The 17,272-nt window shown below is 42.8% G+C and carries 17 protein-coding genes; 10 read left to right on the top strand and 7 right to left on the bottom strand.

Annotation, left to right across the window (positions count from 1 at the left end):
- The first annotated feature begins 246 nt into the window (after nt 1-246).
- Nucleotides 247-1,416 (top strand): RNA polymerase sigma factor RpoD, encoded by a 1,170-nt coding sequence (rpoD, locus tag VF06_RS30150; RefSeq protein ID WP_099071095.1) that lies wholly within the window; start codon nt 247-249, stop codon nt 1,414-1,416.
- A gap of 228 nt (nt 1,417-1,644) precedes the next feature.
- Here the strand turns inward: rpoD and VF06_RS30155 are convergent, their stop codons facing one another.
- Nucleotides 1,645-1,833 (bottom strand): CAB/ELIP/HLIP family chlorophyll-binding protein, encoded by a 189-nt coding sequence (locus tag VF06_RS30155; protein WP_099071094.1) that lies wholly within the window; start codon nt 1,831-1,833, stop codon nt 1,645-1,647.
- Nucleotides 1,834-2,542: 709 nt separating this feature from the next.
- On the opposite strand from VF06_RS30155, the gene VF06_RS30160 reads away from it, so the two are divergent.
- Nucleotides 2,543-3,415 carry a class I SAM-dependent methyltransferase gene (locus VF06_RS30160; protein WP_099071093.1) on the top strand — a complete coding sequence of 291 codons (873 nt, stop codon included), beginning with the start codon at nt 2,543-2,545 and terminating at the stop codon, nt 3,413-3,415.
- 7 nt (nt 3,416-3,422) lie between these two features.
- Here VF06_RS30160 and VF06_RS30165 read toward each other — a convergent pair whose 3' ends face one another.
- Together VF06_RS30165 and gyrA are read right to left on the bottom strand one after the other, a co-directional pair.
- Nucleotides 3,423-3,887, bottom strand: a complete 465-nt coding sequence (locus tag VF06_RS30165) for a GNAT family N-acetyltransferase (protein ID WP_099071092.1) — start codon at nt 3,885-3,887, stop codon at nt 3,423-3,425.
- A gap of 8 nt (nt 3,888-3,895) precedes the next feature.
- Nucleotides 3,896-6,457 carry a DNA topoisomerase (ATP-hydrolyzing) subunit A gene (gene gyrA / locus VF06_RS30170; protein ID WP_099071091.1) on the bottom strand — a complete coding sequence of 854 codons (2,562 nt, stop codon included), beginning with the start codon at nt 6,455-6,457 and terminating at the stop codon, nt 3,896-3,898.
- Between the two features lie 534 nt (nt 6,458-6,991).
- Between gyrA and VF06_RS30180 the strand changes: the two genes are divergently transcribed.
- Complete coding sequence (locus VF06_RS30180) at nt 6,992-7,396, top strand: response regulator (RefSeq protein WP_096537145.1); 405 nt, start codon at nt 6,992-6,994, stop codon at nt 7,394-7,396.
- Between the two features lie 36 nt (nt 7,397-7,432).
- On the opposite strand, the gene VF06_RS41455 is transcribed toward VF06_RS30180, so the two are convergent.
- Genes VF06_RS41455 through VF06_RS30195 form a run of 3 tightly spaced genes read right to left on the bottom strand, consistent with a single transcriptional unit; the run spans nt 7,433 to nt 8,777 of the window.
- Complete coding sequence (locus VF06_RS41455) at nt 7,433-7,654, bottom strand: hypothetical protein (RefSeq protein WP_099071089.1); 222 nt, start codon at nt 7,652-7,654, stop codon at nt 7,433-7,435.
- Between the two features lie 25 nt (nt 7,655-7,679).
- Nucleotides 7,680-8,564 (bottom strand): tetratricopeptide repeat protein, encoded by an 885-nt coding sequence (locus VF06_RS30190; RefSeq protein ID WP_099071088.1) that lies wholly within the window; start codon nt 8,562-8,564, stop codon nt 7,680-7,682.
- A gap of 18 nt (nt 8,565-8,582) precedes the next feature.
- A complete protein-coding gene (locus tag VF06_RS30195; RefSeq protein WP_180267533.1) occupies nt 8,583-8,777 on the bottom strand; it encodes a hypothetical protein in 195 nt (64 codons plus the stop codon).
- Between the two features lie 176 nt (nt 8,778-8,953).
- Between VF06_RS30195 and VF06_RS30200 the strand changes: the two genes are divergently transcribed.
- The 4 genes from VF06_RS30200 (at nt 8,954) to VF06_RS30215 (ending at nt 13,377) form a co-directional block, all read left to right on the top strand.
- Nucleotides 8,954-9,562 carry a hypothetical protein gene (locus VF06_RS30200; RefSeq protein WP_143861849.1) on the top strand — a complete coding sequence of 203 codons (609 nt, stop codon included), beginning with the start codon at nt 8,954-8,956 and terminating at the stop codon, nt 9,560-9,562.
- 101 nt (nt 9,563-9,663) lie between these two features.
- A complete protein-coding gene (locus VF06_RS30205) occupies nt 9,664-11,244 on the top strand; it encodes an efflux RND transporter periplasmic adaptor subunit (RefSeq protein WP_099071085.1) in 1,581 nt (526 codons plus the stop codon).
- A gap of 22 nt (nt 11,245-11,266) precedes the next feature.
- Complete coding sequence (locus tag VF06_RS30210; RefSeq protein WP_371411497.1) at nt 11,267-12,547, top strand: ABC transporter permease; 1,281 nt, start codon at nt 11,267-11,269, stop codon at nt 12,545-12,547.
- A gap of 158 nt (nt 12,548-12,705) precedes the next feature.
- Nucleotides 12,706-13,377 (top strand): ABC transporter ATP-binding protein, encoded by a 672-nt coding sequence (locus tag VF06_RS30215; RefSeq protein WP_099071084.1) that lies wholly within the window; start codon nt 12,706-12,708, stop codon nt 13,375-13,377.
- On the opposite strand, the gene VF06_RS43025 is transcribed toward VF06_RS30215, so the two are convergent.
- Complete coding sequence (locus VF06_RS43025; protein ID WP_257208143.1) at nt 13,374-13,496, bottom strand: hypothetical protein; 123 nt, start codon at nt 13,494-13,496, stop codon at nt 13,374-13,376. The genes VF06_RS30215 and VF06_RS43025 overlap by 4 nt on opposite strands.
- Here VF06_RS43025 and VF06_RS30220 point away from each other — a divergent pair, their 5' ends adjacent.
- The 3 genes from VF06_RS30220 to VF06_RS30230 all read left to right on the top strand — a co-directional run.
- Complete coding sequence (locus VF06_RS30220) at nt 13,497-14,909, top strand: TolC family protein (RefSeq protein ID WP_099072961.1); 1,413 nt, start codon at nt 13,497-13,499, stop codon at nt 14,907-14,909.
- Between the two features lie 73 nt (nt 14,910-14,982).
- Nucleotides 14,983-15,546 (top strand): DUF3124 domain-containing protein, encoded by a 564-nt coding sequence (locus VF06_RS30225; protein WP_099072960.1) that lies wholly within the window; start codon nt 14,983-14,985, stop codon nt 15,544-15,546.
- A 267-nt stretch (nt 15,547-15,813) separates the two neighbouring features.
- The coding region (locus VF06_RS30230) for a cobyrinic acid a,c-diamide synthase CobB (RefSeq protein ID WP_099084290.1) at nt 15,814-17,272 on the top strand (1,459 nt) is incomplete at its 3' end.

Consider the following 17,272-nt stretch of genomic DNA (forward strand, 5'->3'; position numbering starts at 1 on the left):
TTAAGACCAGTCATTCAAAAAATATGTGTAATAGCAACACATATGACATTTACTTTCATTGAGAAAGTCACCTTTTAGTAGTGGCTTAAGCTAAAGTAAAAAGCCCTCCAAAAGAGGTGCAAAATGCCGAAAATATCTCTGGTAAATCTGCCAAAAAGCTTATTTTCGGTTGTCAACAAGCTCGTTTCAAAGAGCATTAAACACATCTTGAGTAATTGATTCTGCAAGGAGCATGAGGAACGCGGCATGAACCAGGCTAACAACGTACTCGAAAGCATATATCAGCCTGACCTAGAAATAATGAATCAGCCTGAGCTCGAGTTAGAAGAACTCTTAATAGACGATGAAGAGGACTTGCTGATCGTAGATGAAGGTGACGATGAGTTTTTAGAGCCTCAGTCTGATGAGGACGACGCAAAGTCTGGAAAAGCCGCTAAATCGCGTCGTCGCACACAAAGCAAGAAAAAGCACTACACAGAAGATTCCATTCGGCTTTACTTGCAAGAGATTGGTAGAATTCGCTTATTGCGGGCAGATGAAGAAATTGAATTAGCCCGTAAAATTGCTGATTTGCTCGAATTAGAGAGGGTACGGGAAAGACTTTCGGAACAGTTAGATCGCGATCCTCGTGATAGTGAATGGGCAGAAGCCGTGCAACTGCCACTACCAGCTTTTCGTTATCGCCTGCACGTTGGGCGCAGGGCGAAAGACAAGATGGTGCAATCTAACTTGCGTCTTGTAGTTTCAATTGCTAAGAAATACATGAATCGTGGTTTGTCATTCCAAGACTTAATTCAAGAAGGCAGTCTTGGTTTGATTCGCGCCGCTGAAAAATTTGACCACGAAAAGGGTTATAAATTTTCTACCTACGCTACATGGTGGATTCGTCAAGCAATTACCCGCGCGATCGCCGATCAATCCCGTACAATTCGCCTTCCAGTCCACCTTTACGAAACCATTTCTCGAATTAAGAAAACCACCAAATTATTATCTCAAGAAATGGGTCGCAAACCCACAGAAGAAGAAATCGCCACTCGCATGGAAATGACCATTGAGAAGTTGCGGTTTATTGCTAAATCAGCCCAATTACCTATTTCATTAGAAACGCCCATTGGGAAAGAAGAAGACTCTCGGTTGGGCGATTTTATTGAGTCCGATGGCGAAACACCAGAAGATCAAGTTTCCAAAAATCTGCTGCGCGAAGACCTAGAAAAAGTCCTCGATAGTCTTAGCCCTCGCGAACGCGATGTTCTCAGACTGCGGTACGGTTTGGATGATGGTCGGATGAAGACACTTGAAGAAATTGGGCAGATTTTCAACGTCACTCGCGAACGCATTCGCCAAATTGAAGCGAAGGCACTCCGCAAGTTACGTCACCCAAATCGTAACAGCGTTCTCAAGGAATATATTCGGTAATCAAGAGTCATTTATCAATAGTCATTGGTCATTAGTCATTAGTGAAGAAGCAAAACGCAAAGGACAAATGACAAACAAATAAAAAACCTGGTAGTGGGCAATCACTCCAGGTTTTTTTATTTATGGGTCATCTTAGATATTAAAACTTATACCAATTTGAAAAATGAATTCGCAGAACCCTTTCTGGAAAAGAAATTCTCAATTCAAAATCTAAAATTCAAAGTGGTATTAGAGGATGCCCCAGAAGTGCAAGAAACCTTGGCCAGAAAAAAGTTCAACTAGTACTGCCGCTAAAAAACCAATCATTGCTAAGCGACCGTTCCAAATTTCTGCTTGTGGAGTAAAGCCCCAACGCCAAGCATTACGATCTTCAACTACAGGAGTAGTGACTTTTGTTGTTGTTGTTGCATTTGTCATGGTTGACACTCCAAATTAAATTTTTAATTTTTATTGCCTTACGTAAACTAATATAACAAATATTTTAATAAAAACAACGATTATTATATTTTTGTTGCAATATCTTGACATAAAATGTGATACTAATCAACAAGAACTAAAACATCTATCTTGCGATACAACTCTTCAAAGCTTCTTGGAGTTACTAGAAAATTATTGAGACTTTTTTTCAATTATTTTAACATTTAACCAGTTATTGATGCCTAGAACCTTTGAAAAACAAGAATTTAAGTTACAAATGGATATGTGTTAACTATGATTTAATTACTATTTATTAGTATTAATTGAGAAATTTAGGATACCGTTCATAGGTTGAAAGTAGCTTGTTTAACGTGAATTCGACGACTCATATAGTGTCCGTCTAATTAGCTCAAAAGACCTCTAAGAGGTTTACTACGCAAAACCGTCTCTCTCTGACTCGGAGAGAAACTTAAACTTTAGTTCAAGACAGAGAAAGGTTCGTCGAATTTACGTTTGTTTAGCAATCTTGTAGTTGAAGAGTTAAATTATTGACTGCTTGCTATGTACACACTTACTAAAAGTATTAATTTAGCTTTGCCATCGGGATAGTTAAGTTAGAGTTATTAAAAATAAAATTAATTTATAATAGAAAGCAATTTTCATTTAATAAATTAATATTTAGACTGTTTGTTAGTAGCTCGAAAAAATTATGAACAAACAGCAAACTAATGACTTTGACAAAATTGTCCTTACTGGTTTCATGGTTAGTCTAGCTAGACAGTTCACAGATATTCCTTATGCTAAGGAATTGGCAGAATTAATAGAAAAGCAAGGGTTGGTAAAGCTACCTCAACCACAAAATCAAGACAAAAGTGTTTTGCTTACCGCACGTGTAGAAGCTCGTTATAAAGCTATCAACCAGGTCATAGCTGAATATCAAATAACACAAGTTTTAGAACTGGCATCTGGTTTGTTACCGCGTGGACTTGTGATGTCTAGCAATCCGAATATCACTTTTATTGAAAGTGACCTGCCTGAGATGATTCGTTGCAAAAAACAACTAATTCAGCAATTAGTGGGGGAACGTCCGAACCTGCATTTTCTAGAAATTGATGCTGCTAGCCGTCCTAGCGAGTTTTCCAAGAGTAATCCTTTACTCAAAGCCGGACAACCAGTGATGATTTTGTGTGAAGGATTGCTGACACATCTAACTTTGGCAGAAAAACAACTTGTGTGTGCCAATATCCGCGAAATGCTCCACTCTTATGGTGGTGTTTGGATTACTCCTGATTTCATTGATACAGGTAGTTTAGTGCGATCGCAACAAGATGACTCAGGTTTACAAAAGCTATTACAAACAGGTACTAACCTGACAGGTAGGTCTTTAGTAAATAATAATTTTGGTACACTCGATCTAGCACGGCAGTTTGTTGGCGAACAAGGTTTTCGTGTAACAGAACATAGTATGTTGAACGTCATAGACGAGTTAAGCTGTTTAGAAATTTTGGGCATCGAGAAAGAAGTAGTAAGGAAAATGCTTGCTACTCAATCTGTCTTCGCGCTCACTGTTGATGTTGCTTGATTTTTACTTAGTGCCAAACAATTTCCATTTCTTTTGTAGTTGAGATAAAACCAAGCTTTTCGTAGAGACTTTTGCCATCCTTGGTAGTGTGGAGCCAGATGCGTTTTGCCTCAGTCTCTTTGACAAAGCTAATAGTTTCCTTTAAAAGTGCTGTAGCAATTCCCTGGTTTCGCCATTGTGGAATTGTATAAACGTTCATGATGTAAGCTTCTAAGCCCGACAAATTGCCGTCATACGGAGGCCGCGTAAAAAGTACCAAGCCGCTAGTACCCACAATTTGATTTTCCACCTCAGCAACCCAAACCAGAAACTCACCTTGGGGTATTTTATCTGCCAAATAGTTTCTAGTCGCTGCTGCGATCGCTTCTATTTCAGTATTATCTTTAATATCGCCAGCCTCACGCAGGAGTTCAAGGCGTAGTCTAACTAGCGCCTCTAAATCTCCTAAGTTGGCTCGCCGGAAGTTTAACATCGTTTTTACTATGAGCGGACTTCAACAACCGTGATAATTTTTTCATCCCGGTTGAGTTGGATGATGCTTTCGCCTTTGACATCTCTGCTTAAAATAGGCACTGTTTCCACAGGTATCCGCACTACCCGGTCTTTGTTTGTCACTAGGGCTACTTCACTAGAAGCGTTGGCGTAGCCCGCCGTTCGCGGAGCGTCTCGTAGAGAAGGCATCGCCTTTACCATAGCAGCTAAATTATCAGTTTTGCTGGTAAATTTCAGCGCCTGCGTGCCTAAATCCCCACGATTACCTGCTCTTAATTGACTCGCAATCATCCGCTTAGCATATCCTTCTTGAGTCACTAGCAATAGCTGGTCATCTTTGCTGACATTCACACAACCGACCATTTGCTGGTTTCTCAATAATCGAAATGCTTGTAAACCCATTGCTGTGCGACCCATGATTGGTAGTTGTTCGTCGTTAACGGCAAATCGCAATACCCGCCCACCAGAACTAGCTAAAATCAGATGTTCTCCTGGAATTGTGAACTGAGTAAATGACAATCGATCGTCATCTTTGAGCTTCAAAATCGTGATGCCGCGACGAGTCAAATTCGTGAATTCTTCCAAAGCCAAACGCTTAATTCGTCCTTGTTTGGTGAGCAAAACTATTTGACTAGTTTCAAAATTTGTCGGTAGTAAAAAGCGGCTAATTACATCTTCTTGAGCGCCTTGAGCAGTATTGCTGAGCATAGTAATCAGTGGTGTTCCCCGTGGAGAACGTCCAGTGGTTTGGGGAATTTCTCCCACCTTCACAGGGTAGACTTTTCCGCCACTCGTTAGTATTAGCAAATCTTTGTCTGTATCGGTCAATACATTTTGGATAATAAAATCATTTTCGTGCAGACCATTTTCAATTTTCGACTTTTTCCCAGATATGTTAATACGACGTACATAACCGCGTTGAGTAAACTCTAAAATCGCTTCCTGAGCGGGTTCAGAAGGTTTGAGCTTTTCTTCATCCTCCTCTACTCCTCTGCCCCTCTGCCCCTCTGCCCCTCTGCCCTTTTGTTCTTGGGCTAGTGTGCCCTTTGGTTCCTCTATTATTTTTGTGCGTCGGGCATCGCTGTATTTGCGTTTGAGCGATCGCAAATCTTTTTTCAGCGCCTTGAGTAATTCGTGGCGATCGCTCAATAATCTTTGTAATAAATCAATTTGCTGGCTGAGTTCTTCAAATTCGCGCTGTAAGTTTTGTTGTTCTAGACTAGTGAGGCGGCGCAACGGCATAGCTAGAATTGCATCTGCTTGTACCTCAGTCAAATCGAGTCGGCTGCAAAGGTTGATTTTTGCGGTACTACCATCAGCAGCTTGGCGCAAAATTTCAATTACTGCATCTAAATTAGACAAAGCTTTCAGCAAACCTTCTACCAAATGCGATCGGCTTTGGGCTTTCTCCAACTCATAACTGTAGCGACGGTTGAGAGTTTGCTCTCTAAAACTCAAAAACTCCTGTAAAAGTTGCCGCAAACTCAACTGGCGGGGTTGTCCATCAACTATTGCCAACAGAATCGCCCCAAAATTACTTTGTAAAGCAGTTTGGTGATATAAATGTTGCAGAACTTCTTGGGGATTTGTATCGCGTTTGAGTTCGATGACTACGCGCATACCTTCGCGATCGCTTTCATCCCGCAGATCGGAAATTCCCTGTAAGCGACCTTGATTTACTAAGTCCGCGACCTTTTCAATCCAGCCAGCTTTATTTACTTGATACGGCAATTCTGTGACAATAATTGCTGTTCGTCGCTTACTTCCCCTGGTCGCTGGAATTTCCTCCAACGTCGCCAGTCCCCGCAGCACAATTCCACCCTTACCTGTGGTGTAAGCCTCCCGAATTCCCACTTCACCAACTATTTCCCCACCAGTGGGAAAATCTGGCCCTGGAATTAACTCGAATAACTTTTCATCTGACAAATCTGGGGTATCGATTAAAGCAATCAACCCATCAACTATTTCTCCTAAATTGTGGGGCGGAATATTCGTCGCCATCCCCACAGCAATACCAGAACAGCCATTGAGCAATAGAAATGGCAACTGAGCAGGTAACACCGTTGGCTCTTGCTGGGAATTATCGAAATTACCAACAAATTCCACCGTTTCTTCGCCAATTTCCGCCAGCATTCCCTCATGACTAATAGGTGCAAGGCGCGTTTCTGTATAACGCATTGCAGCTGGTGGGTCATTATCAACGCTGCCAAAGTTACCGTGTCCCGCCAGTAAAGGATAGCGGCTAGAAAATTCCTGCACCAATCTGACTAATGCATCGTAAACCGCTTGATCTCCGTGGGGGTGGTATTTACCCAGAACATCACCCACTACACGGGCACATTTGCGGTAAGGTCTATCTGGTATCAAACCGAGTTCGTGCATTGCGTAAAGAATGCGGCGATGCACTGGTTTTAAGCCATCACGCACGTCTGGTAGCGCTCGCCCGACAATCACGCTCATGGCATATTCTAAGTAAGACCGTTGCATCTCCGTGTGCAGGGCTGTTGTAATGACCTGTCCCGTTGAGAGAAGGTTTAACTGTTTTGCCATGAGTTTTTTCCCTGAAATTTAACTACACAAAAACCGATGAAACTCAATATTCCAGCTACCACAGCATAACGGATGAAATGGGATTACTGACAAAATTTTGATAGTCAGATAAGAAAAAGCAGTAGTATCATCCTTGATGACGAGGCTCTTGATTGACTATTAAAAAGAAGGCAGACGAATATAATCTACATACATTTAGTAGCCAGGATATTTACCATGATTGCATTTCTTAATTTGAAATTTTGGGCAAAGTATGAGCGAACCTTGGTGATGGCTGTGCCCAACTCAAAGACAAACAGACGCCAGTTAAAATCTATAGGAACCCCAAAAGCAAACAAACCAGGATATCAATACAATAAAGTGGCTCAAATTTTCCACAATAATTTTGAATTTTGCCAAAATTTTGTAACTGGCTGAGTTCAGAACTTCTCCTATGGTCGCCGCTAGATGTAGCAATATCCCAAAGGATATGGTTAGCGCTCAAAATTGTCCAAGACCGATTTTTGAATTCCCACCTCCATAACTAAAATTCTCATGAAAACCGTTTTAATTGTCGAAGACGATCTCATTAATGCTCGTGTTTTTTCCAAAATTTTGTCCAAGCGCGGCGGCTTGGGTGTCAAACACACCGAAAATGTGGAAGAAGTAATAAAAATTGCCCAATCTGGAGAAGCAGACTTGATTTTGATGGACGTTTCTCTGTCAAGAAGTGTTTATCAAGGCAAGTCTGTTGATGGCATCAAGATTACACAAATGTTGAAATCAGACCCAAAAACCGCAAATTTACCAGTTATTCTGGTGACAGCCCACGCTATGGAAGGCGATCGCGAGAACTTTCTCAAGCAAAGCGGTGCTGATGGCTACATTTCTAAACCAGTTGTTGACCATCAACAGTTTGTTGACCAAATCATCACGCTTCTACCCACAGATAACGACTGATTTCCAGAATACTCGCCCAATAATCTTTTTGACCGACTAGTTCCTATGTTTAATTAAGTATATATGTACTATAAGCGGGTACTGTTCGGCAAGTAGGTAATAGGATTTGGGTATGGGGATGGGGCAAGCAGGGAGTGTGGGAGGTGTGGGAGGTGTGGGAGGTGTGGGAGGTGTGGGAGGATGGGGAAGAAATCTTTCCCCCCACACTCCCCACACTCCCCACACTCCCCTATCCCCCCTCTCTCCCCATCTCCCCATCTCCCCATCTCCCCAGTCCCCAGTCCTATTGCTTAGGCCGTTGTTCAGAAACTGATGAGCTTCCCCCTTGTTGTAGAGCTGATTGAATACGAGGTAATTCTAGGAATTTTTTCGTATCAGATAGTAAGCGATCGCCCCAGAGATTTTCTTTGAGAAAATTCAAACTACCATAGCGCGGATCGATGCGGAGTGCGGCTTCTCCGAGGCTGAGTCCTTGTTGGCTATCGCCTTTGGTATAGAGTGCCACTCCCAAAGCTAGTAGAGGTTCTGCGGCTTGTTTATCAAGCTTGACAGCCGATTGCCATTGCTTAATGGCTCCTGAAATATCACCTTGTTCGTAGTTGATTAAACCTATATTGTTAATAGCCGGCCAGAATTTTTTATCCTGAGTCACAGCTTGATTGTACTGAGCAATGGCATCTGGAAATCGACCCAACAAAAAGTAAGCATTACCCAAATTAAACAATCCTTCTGGGTCATTAGGTTTTAACTTCAAACCGTCTTGGTAATTAACAACAGCTTCCTGGTACTTTTGCTGTTGAAAATTAGCCGATCCTATAGCAAAGAGAATATCAGCATTTTTGGGATTGAGAGATTGAGCTTTTTTTAAGGTGGCGATCGCTCCGTCAAACTCTTTAGTTTGTAACTGCAATCCACCCAAGAGTAACAATACTTTATCGTTATTCGGAGCTAATTGAGCAGCCAGCCGCGCTCGTGGCAAAGCTAAATCAACCTGTTGAAACTGAGCTAACTGAGCCGCTTCCTGCGCCAAAGTCAACCCCTGCTTTTCTAGCTTTGCTGCATCTAGTTGCAGTGTATGGGGTATTAATGCCTGCCCGTTAGCGGCTTTTGGTACACTCCACAAACTACAGACAACCACAAGAAAAATCAAATAAAAATGTTTAGGCACACTACCGCCTCTAAGCCACTAATCAAAGAATCTTTCAGCTAGCTTAAACCATCTCCGCTGTAGACGGCAGTAAAATCTTGGATTGGGCATGGGGCAAGCAGGAAGTGTGGGAGGTGTGGGAGGTGTGGGAGGATGGGGAAGAAATCTTTCCCCCCACACTCCCCACACTCCCCACACTCCCCACACTCCCCACACTACCCACACTACCCACACTCCCCACACTCCCCATTACAAAAACTGATGACTTTGGTCATACACCAGGGTGGAATTACTTGTGACTTTAGTCCTACATCAGTTTGGACGTTTTGATCGATAATTGTTATGTATGAATTTATACGAGGAGGTAAAAACTATACATTTTACAGCGGATTTAAATTTAAGGAGTCAATATGATGTTGAAACAAAACTGTGCGTCTATAGTCTTAGCGGCAGCGGCGATCGCTTTTCCTACTCTGTTGAGTGCGCCTGCAAATGCTCAAACTGAAGTTTACGTCATTGGTGAGAGCGATCGCGATTGGAATCGCGATGGCAGACCCAATTCTGTAGAAGTCAGAACGATTCCAAATCGGGGTTGGAACGGCGACGGTAGACCTAATTCCAGAGAAGTGAGAAATCGCTCTAACTGGGACAATTGGAACGGCGACGGTAGACCTAATTCCAGAGAAGTGAGAAATCGCTCTAACTGGGACAATTGGAATCGCGACGACAGACCGAATCCCAGAGAAGTGAGAAATCGCTCCAACTGGGACAATTGGAATCGCGACGACAGACCTTATGTTAGAGTGGTCAGACTCGGTAATGGCGACATTAGATATCCTAATGGCCAAATTATTCCTGCTAGAAGCATAGCCAGACTACGTAATCAAGGTTACTTTAGACTTCCCAATGGGGATATTCTACTTCCCAGCCAGGAAATTGTTCCTGCTGGAAGATTAGTAAGAGTGCGTGATGGTTATTTCAGACTTCCTGATGGACTAATACTGCAAATTAACCTTTAAAACACTAAAAACTCAAAATAATTGTCAGTATGGAGCTACCAGGCTATAGTTTTAGCCGTGAAGAACAGCTCGGTAGCCGTTCCTTCTAGACTTAAACAAATATGCAATTTAATACACAAGACTCTGTAGATTCACCAGTTGTGGTTCCAGAGGTCAAGAAAAAAAAGGGCAACAAAAATTGGCTTTCTTGGTTACTCGTTTTTGCTTTGTTTGGTGGTATCGGTTACGGAGTTTATTACCAAGTAGCCGTTGCTCCACGTCAAGAAGCCAGACGCCGCGTCTTAACAAGACCTGTACAAAGGCAAAATTTAGTAATCAAAGTATCGGCAAACGGAGAGGTCAAGCCTGAGCGGTCAATTAACCTCAGCCCGAAAAATTCAGGCGTACTTAAAACACTATTGGTGAAGGAAGGAGATATCGTCAAACAAGGGCAGATTTTGGCTTACATGGATGACTCTAATCTGCGGGGACAACTCACTTCTGCTCAGGGGCAATTGGCACAAGCCCAAGCGAATCTGCAAAAAGCACAGGCAGGCAATCGCCCCCAAGATATTGCTCAAGCACAGGCACAACTCGATGAAGCCGAGGCGAATCTGCAAAAGGTAGTAGTAGGTAATCGCTCTCAAGATATTGGCCAAGCACAAGCACGTTTACAAAGCGCTCAAGCAAACTTGACCAGAGCAGAAGATGATTTCCAGCGCAATCAACAACTTTACAATGCACGGGCTATTTCTCTTCAAAGTTTAAATCAAATCCGTGCGGACAAGGATAGTGCCCAAGCTGCTGTTAATGAAGCACAGCAGGCACTAGCTCTGCAAAAAGCTGGGTCGCGTCCAGAAGATATCGAACAAGCACGAGCTGTGGTCAACCAAAGACGACAAGCTTTGGCACTCCTCAAAGCCGGAACCCGCCAAGAAGATATAGACGCAGCTCGCGCCCAGGTAACATCTGCTCGCGGTTCGCTGCAAAACATCCAAGCCGAAATCAATGACACCATCATTCGCGCTCCTTTTGATGGCGTGGTGACGAAGAAGTATGCTGACCCTGGGGCTTTCGTAACTCCCACGACTGCCAGTAGTGAGATATCTTCTGCTACTTCTTCTTCAATTTTGGCTCTGGCTTCCACCAATGAAGTCGTCGCCAATTTAGCCGAAACCAATATTTCTAAAATTAGCGTTGGTCAGAAAGTTACTATTCAAGCAGATGCCTACCCAGGAAAAATCTTTGAAGGGAAAGTTAGGCAAATTGCCGCCCAATCTGTAGTGGAACAAAACGTTACCAGTTTTGAAGTCAGGGTGTCTCTTTCAGACCCTGAAAGAGTACTACGGTCTGGGATGAATGTAGAAGCAGATTTTCAAGTCGGTGAAGTGAAAAATGCCCTAGTAGTGCCAACAGCCTCAGTAGTCCGTCAAGAAAACGCTACAGGTGTGTATATACCAGGAAACAACGGCAGACCCGTGTTCACTCCCATTGAAACGGGGGTGACTGCCAATAACTTTACTGAAGTTAAGTCTGGATTGACAGGAAATGAAAGGGTATTGCTGAGTTTCCCACCAGGAGCGCGTCCCCAATCTACACCAAGAGGTGGAGTTTTTCCAGGCCTTGGTGGTGGTGGTGGTGGTGGCGGTGGCGGTGGCGGTGGCGGCGGCAGAGGAGGCCGTTCGGGCGGCGGTTCTCCCTAAAATGAGTTTGAAATAGAACCTTATGTTTAAGATATTTAAGGATTTTTACAAAGCTAAAAATACTCGTACAGTGCCGCTGTCAGAAATATTGTCGATGGCAGTGGAAACACTATGGAGTAATAAATTACGCACAGGATTAACGATGTTGGGCGTAATTATTGGCATTTCTTCAGTGATTGCGATTACCTCTGTTGGTCAAGGCGTACAAAAGGGAGTCGAACAACAGATTCAAGCTTTGGGTACAGATGTGCTGCAAATTTTGGCTGGTGCAGCTAGAAGCGGGAATGTCCGTCAAGGAATAGGTTCTAGCAGCACCTTGACTTGGGAAGATGCCCAAGCGATCGCCACAGATGCACCATCAGTTCAACTTGTTTCTGCGTACCTGCAACGAAGTGCCCAAGTTGTCTATACAGGACAGAACACCTCAACAACAATTTATGGTACAGATTTAAACTATCCAGAAGTGAGAAATACTCACCCCCAGCAAGGGAGATATTTTACTCAAGCAGAACTTAATGGCGCTGTCCAAGTTGCCGTTCTAGGCCCTACAGTGCAACGCACACTTTTTGGACAAAGTAGCAACGTTATTGGCCAGAGAATTCGCATTCAGGGAGAAGCTTATGAAGTCATTGGGGTGATGGAACCAAAAGGTTCTCAAGGGCCGATGGATCGAGATGACCAAATTTTTATTCCTCTAACTAGTATGTCGGCAAGACTAGTTGGTAATAACGCTTTAGTGGGGGTTTCTGTAACCGGAATTTTAGTTAAATCAGCCAATCAAGAAGATTTAGAAGCAGCTCAGTTTCAAGTCACCAATTTATTACGTCTGCGGCATAATATTTATCCGCCCCAAGCTGATGATTTTCGACTGACTAACCAAGCTGATATTGTTAGTACCTTCACCAATGTTGTGGGTTTATTTACAGTGATGGTAGTGGCGATCGCTGGCATTTCTTTAGTAGTTGGCGGCATTGGTATTGCCAACATCATGTTAGTTTCTGTGGTGGAACGCACGCGAGAAATCGGCATTCGCAAAGCCGTAGGTGCCACCAGATCAGCAATCCTCAATCAATTTTTAGCAGAAGCGATCGTTATTTCCATTGCAGGCGGATGCATTGGTATGGTTGGTGGTATCATAATTGCTTATGCAGCAGCAAATATTTTTAAATTTCCATTTGTAATTTCTGTATTATCAATTATTGCTGGATTTGGGCTATCGATAACCGTTGGCTTAATCGCTGGAGTTATTCCCGCACGCAACGCTTCAAAATTAGATCCAATTATCGCTTTACGTAGTGACTAATAGTATTTTGGATTTTAGATTTTAGATTTTGGATTGTCAAACAGTAATTACAAAGCATTGCTAAATAAACTGGGATTCCAATTTATTTTTTGTAAGTACAAGTTTATTTGTGAAAAATTAGCAATCAACAACTAACTATTTATTAATGAAAAATTAATATGCCAACGATGATTTGGATGGAATCCATTACTAAGACATACCATTTGGGAGAAATCAGCGTTCCCATACTCAAAGGTATTCAACTTTCTATTGAAGAAGGAGAATATGTCTCGATTATGGGTGCATCAGGTTCTGGTAAATCCACACTCATGAATATTTTGGGGTGTCTGGATAGACCCACAACAGGACACTATATTTTTGAAGGTAGAAACTTGACAACTTTTGATGATGATGAATTAGCTTATATCCGCAATCAAAGGATAGGTTTTGTTTTTCAACAATTCAATTTATTAGCACGGGCTACAGCATTAGAAAATGTGATGTTGCCAATGGTTTATGCTAACTTACCCAAACAAAAACGCCGCGAAAGGGCATTGGAAGCCTTAGAAAAGGTAGGACTAGGAGAACGCATTTCAAACCGTCCTAGTCAACTTTCTGGCGGACAACAACAACGGGTAGCTATTGCTCGCGCTTTAGTCAACCGACCCGCATTAGTTTTGGCAGATGAACCAACAGGAGCTTTGGATACTGAAACTTCCTATGAAGTGATGAATTTATTGACAGAACTAAATCAGCAAGGCATCACAATTGTAATTGTCACTCATGAACCAGATATCGCAGCTCAAACTAAAAGAGTTATTCGAGTTCAAGATGGTTTGATTGTAGGTTAGGGAATGGGGCATTGGGCATGGGGCATGGGGCATGGGGCATGGGGCATGGGGCATGGAGACAAGGGGGACAAGGGGGACAAGGGGGACAAGGTAGCAATTTTTCTCCCCYATCTCCCCATATGAATTTGATTTTTTGGTGTGTAAATTCTACCTTGGTTGTTTTGGGCTTCGCTATTTTGTTTCCTACTTTCGCTGGTGCAACAACTCCCCCAAAAACACAAAATTCCTCAAGTTCTTTACAGGTTCCTGATTACCTCAATCCCAATCCCAATCCTCTGCAATTTCCTACCAAGCCGGAGGAAGTGAGGGTGCAACAAACTGTGTCAATTAGTTTGGCACAAGCTTTGGAATTAGCTCAACGCAATAATCGAGATTTACAAGTAGCTACCTTACAATTAGAACGCAGTCGGTTAGCAGTGCGAGAATCTCAAGCTGTTTTATTTCCTACTCTTGGAATCAACGGCAATGTGACTAACAGTGGTAATGGTTTTAGAAGCAATTCATCTCAAGCGAGTACTTCTTTTAATGGTTCAGCACAACTGAATTATGATTTGTATACTTCTGGTAGCCGACAAGCTACTATCCGAGCAGCTGAGGAACAGTTACGGCTAGATGAATTAAATGTTGAAAGCACCGCTTTGCAAATTCAGCTAAATGTGACGACTGCATACTATAATTTGCAACAGGCAGATGAACAAGTACGAATCAATCAGTCTGCTGTGAATAATGCCGAGGCGAGTTTGCGGGATACTCAAGCTAGGGAAAACGCTGGGGTGGGTACGGGGTTTGATGTCCTGCAAGCTCAGGTAAATTTAGCAAATGCTCAACAAGAACTGACTAATGCTATTTCGCAACAGCAAATTGCTCGTCGGCAACTTGTAACGGTGTTAAGTTTAGCCCAATCAGTTAATATCACAGCCGCAGATCCCGTACAATTGGCAGGGCTTTGGCAACCAACACTAGAAGAAACGATTATCCAAGCTTTTCAAAATCGTCCGGAGTTGCAACAGCAATTAGCTCAACGTAACATTTACGAGCAACAGCGACGACAAGCACTTTCACAATTAGGGCCGCAAATTAGTTTAGCTGGTAGTTACAGTGTGCGCGATCGCTATAATGATGGACTAAGTTCTAATGATAGCTATTCTGTGGGACTGCAAGCAAATCTTAATTTATTTGATGGCGGAGCAGCCAAAGCACGTGCGGCTCAATCAAAAACTAATATTGCCATCGCAGAGAGTCAATTTGCTAGCCAACGCGACCAAATTCGCTTTGATGTAGAACAGTACTATTTTCAATTACAATCTAATTTAAATAATGTACAAACTTCTAGTGTGGCTTTAAATCAAGCTAACCAAGCTTTGGATTTAGCCAGATTGAGATTCCAAAATGGCGTAGGGACTCAAACAGAGGTTATTGCTGCGGAAAACGACCTCACAAGAGCAGAGGGCAATCGAATTACAGCTATTTTGGATTACAATCGCGCTCTAGCTAATTTACAAAGATCCGTTACTTCTAGAGCTTTTCGCTAAAGTTAATCAATTTTCAATTTTGGTCTTCGAGAAAAGTTTGCTGCTTTCTACTGAATTGGTGTTAATAGTTTTGATGAAGCTGTATCCCCATGTTTATCTGGCAATTATTATAATTTTTCTCGTGTCTTGTCAATCACCGGAGATTTCACCAGAATCACAATCGAATACTACTCAAACAAGCACAACCCAAAAGATAGTGACTCTGGATAAAAATTTTCAGATTGCAATGGGTCAAACTATCTATATTCCTGTCTATTCTCATATTTATCATCACAATCGACAGGAGGTTTTCGAGTTAGCAGTTACCCTGAGTATTCGGAATACAGATTTAGATAATCCGATGGTGATTACTGCTGTGCGTTACTACAACTCAGAGGGAAAATTAGTCAAACAATATTTAGAGCGCCCGATTCAACTTGATGCCCTCGCTTCCACAGATTTTTTTATTAATAGAAATGACACTAGTGGAGGTTTAGGAGCAAACTTTATTGTTGAGTGGGTAGCGCAAACACGAATATCTGAACCCATAGTAGAAGCAGTGATGATTGGTACTGATTTTCAGCAGGGAATTTCTTTTACTAGTACTGGTAGAGTAATCAAAAGCCAAAATAATCAGGGGCGATCGCTTTCAAAATAGGTATGGCTGTTGACTAGACTTTTTGCAGAAGTCGGGGAAAGGGGAAAGGGGAAAGGTTAAAGGGGAAAGGGGAAAGGTTAAAGGGTAAAGGGATAGATTTTTCCTTTACCCTCTGTTGCCTTTTAACCAAATTTTGCGCTTTTTTGTCAGCGGGTTATATAAACGGTCAGTTTTGTGGTAATGTCTAAATCCCCATGACAAAACTGTACTTCAAAAGAACGACTTCCGACTTCCGATTTATTTAACATAGCTGACTATTTATTATCCATGTCTGTAATTATTGCTGGAGAACGCAGTGGGGTGGGCAAGACAACAGTGACGCTCACCCTTTTAGCATCTTTATGTCGTCGCCATCGCTCCGTACAATCTTTTAAGGTCGGCCCAGACTATATTGACCCCATGTTTCATCAACATGTAACTGGTCGTCCTTGTCGAAATCTAGACCCAGTACTAACTTCTGAAGCTTACGTCCAGCAATGTTTTTCCCGTCATAGTCAAGAAAGTGAATATGCCCTAGTGGAAGGGGTGATGGGCTTATTTGATGGAATTGGGCAGAGGGCATGGGGCATAGGAGGTGGGGAGATGGAGAGACTTGTACTGAGCGGAGCCGTTGGCGCAGCCTCTCGCAGAGAAGTATGGGGAGATGGGGAGGTGGGGGAGAATGTCCAATGCCGAATGCCCCATGCCCCATGCCCCATGCCCAATGCCCCATACCAAACTGACTTTGCTAGTACGGCACACATCGCCCGGTTGTTAGATTTACCAGTGGTATTGGTGATTGATTGTAGCCGTTTGTCTGGTTCTGTGGCAGCCATCGCCCACGGTTACCAATCTTTCGATCGCCGAATTAAAATCGCTGGTGTAGTTTTAAATCGCGTAGGAAGCGATCGCCATCTCTCTCTGCTTAAAGATTCCCTAGAACCCTTACAATTACCGATTCTCGGCGTGCTACGGCGTCAAGATAACATCACAATTCCCCATCGCCATTTGGGTTTAGTACCTACAGCCGAACTTGCCGAACTCGATGCTGTCATCAATCGCCTTGCGGATTTAGGAGATACTTGCTTTGATTGGCAACGCTTATTACCCTTGTTAAAATCCTCCCCATCCCCCTCATCTCCCCCATCCCCCCCATCGCCCTCATCCCCAATTAGAATTGCCATTGCCCGCGATCGGGCTTTTAATTTCTACTACCAAGACAATCTTGATTTACTACAACAACTAGGAGCAGAACTAGTTTACTGGAGTCCTTTAGTAGACCCCGAACTACCAAAAAATGTACAAGGAATGTATTTTGGAGGTGGTTTTCCAGAAGTTTTTGCCCAGCAACTAGCAGAAAACATCAGCGGCCGTCACGCGGTGAAAACAGCAATTCTTAAAGGAATGCCCACAATTGCCGAATGCGGTGGATTAATGTATTTGTGTCAGGAGATTATTGATTTTGAAAGTAAATCTTGGTCAATGGCAGGAGTTTTACCAACATCTGCTTTAATGGATGGACGTTTAACTTTAGGATATCGTCGTGCTGTGGCTTTGCAAGATAATCTTTTAATAAAGGCCGGGCAAACTGTTTGCGGACATGAGTTTCATCGTTCTCACTTAACCTCAACTCCCTCTCAACCTTTGTTTGCAACTTATCGCTATGATTCCGAAGAAAACATGGGATACGAAGGATGGGCTTTGCCTGCAAATGTTCATGCTTCTTACGTTCATTTACACTGGGGTC

Source organism: Nostoc linckia z4, assembly GCF_002608075.1.
Classification (GTDB): domain Bacteria; phylum Cyanobacteriota; class Cyanobacteriia; order Cyanobacteriales; family Nostocaceae; genus Nostoc; species Nostoc linckia.

What these genes read in the sequence shown, in the direction of transcription:
- VF06_RS30160 (WP_099071093.1), top strand. Translation starts at nt 2,543, where the DNA reads ATGAACAAACAGCAAACTAATGACTTTGACAAAATTGTCCTTACTGGT.
- gyrA (WP_099071091.1), bottom strand. Translation starts at nt 6,457, where the DNA reads ATGGCAAAACAGTTAAACCTTCTCTCAACGGGACAGGTCATTACAACA.
- VF06_RS41455 (WP_099071089.1), bottom strand. Translation starts at nt 7,654, where the DNA reads ATGGGGAGATGGGGAGAGAGGGGGGATAGGGGAGTGTGGGGAGTGTGG.
- VF06_RS30155 (WP_099071094.1), bottom strand. Translation starts at nt 1,833, where the DNA reads ATGACAAATGCAACAACAACAACAAAAGTCACTACTCCTGTAGTTGAA.
- VF06_RS30215 (WP_099071084.1), top strand. Translation starts at nt 12,706, where the DNA reads ATGCCAACGATGATTTGGATGGAATCCATTACTAAGACATACCATTTG.
- VF06_RS30180 (WP_096537145.1), top strand. Translation starts at nt 6,992, where the DNA reads ATGAAAACCGTTTTAATTGTCGAAGACGATCTCATTAATGCTCGTGTT.
- rpoD (WP_099071095.1), top strand. Translation starts at nt 247, where the DNA reads ATGAACCAGGCTAACAACGTACTCGAAAGCATATATCAGCCTGACCTA.
- VF06_RS30220 (WP_099072961.1), top strand. Translation starts at nt 13,497, where the DNA reads ATGAATTTGATTTTTTGGTGTGTAAATTCTACCTTGGTTGTTTTGGGC.
- VF06_RS30200 (WP_143861849.1), top strand. Translation starts at nt 8,954, where the DNA reads ATGATGTTGAAACAAAACTGTGCGTCTATAGTCTTAGCGGCAGCGGCG.
- VF06_RS30210 (WP_371411497.1), top strand. Translation starts at nt 11,267, where the DNA reads ATGTTTAAGATATTTAAGGATTTTTACAAAGCTAAAAATACTCGTACA.
- VF06_RS30165 (WP_099071092.1), bottom strand. Translation starts at nt 3,887, where the DNA reads ATGTTAAACTTCCGGCGAGCCAACTTAGGAGATTTAGAGGCGCTAGTT.
- VF06_RS30205 (WP_099071085.1), top strand. Translation starts at nt 9,664, where the DNA reads ATGCAATTTAATACACAAGACTCTGTAGATTCACCAGTTGTGGTTCCA.
- VF06_RS30225 (WP_099072960.1), top strand. Translation starts at nt 14,983, where the DNA reads ATGAAGCTGTATCCCCATGTTTATCTGGCAATTATTATAATTTTTCTC.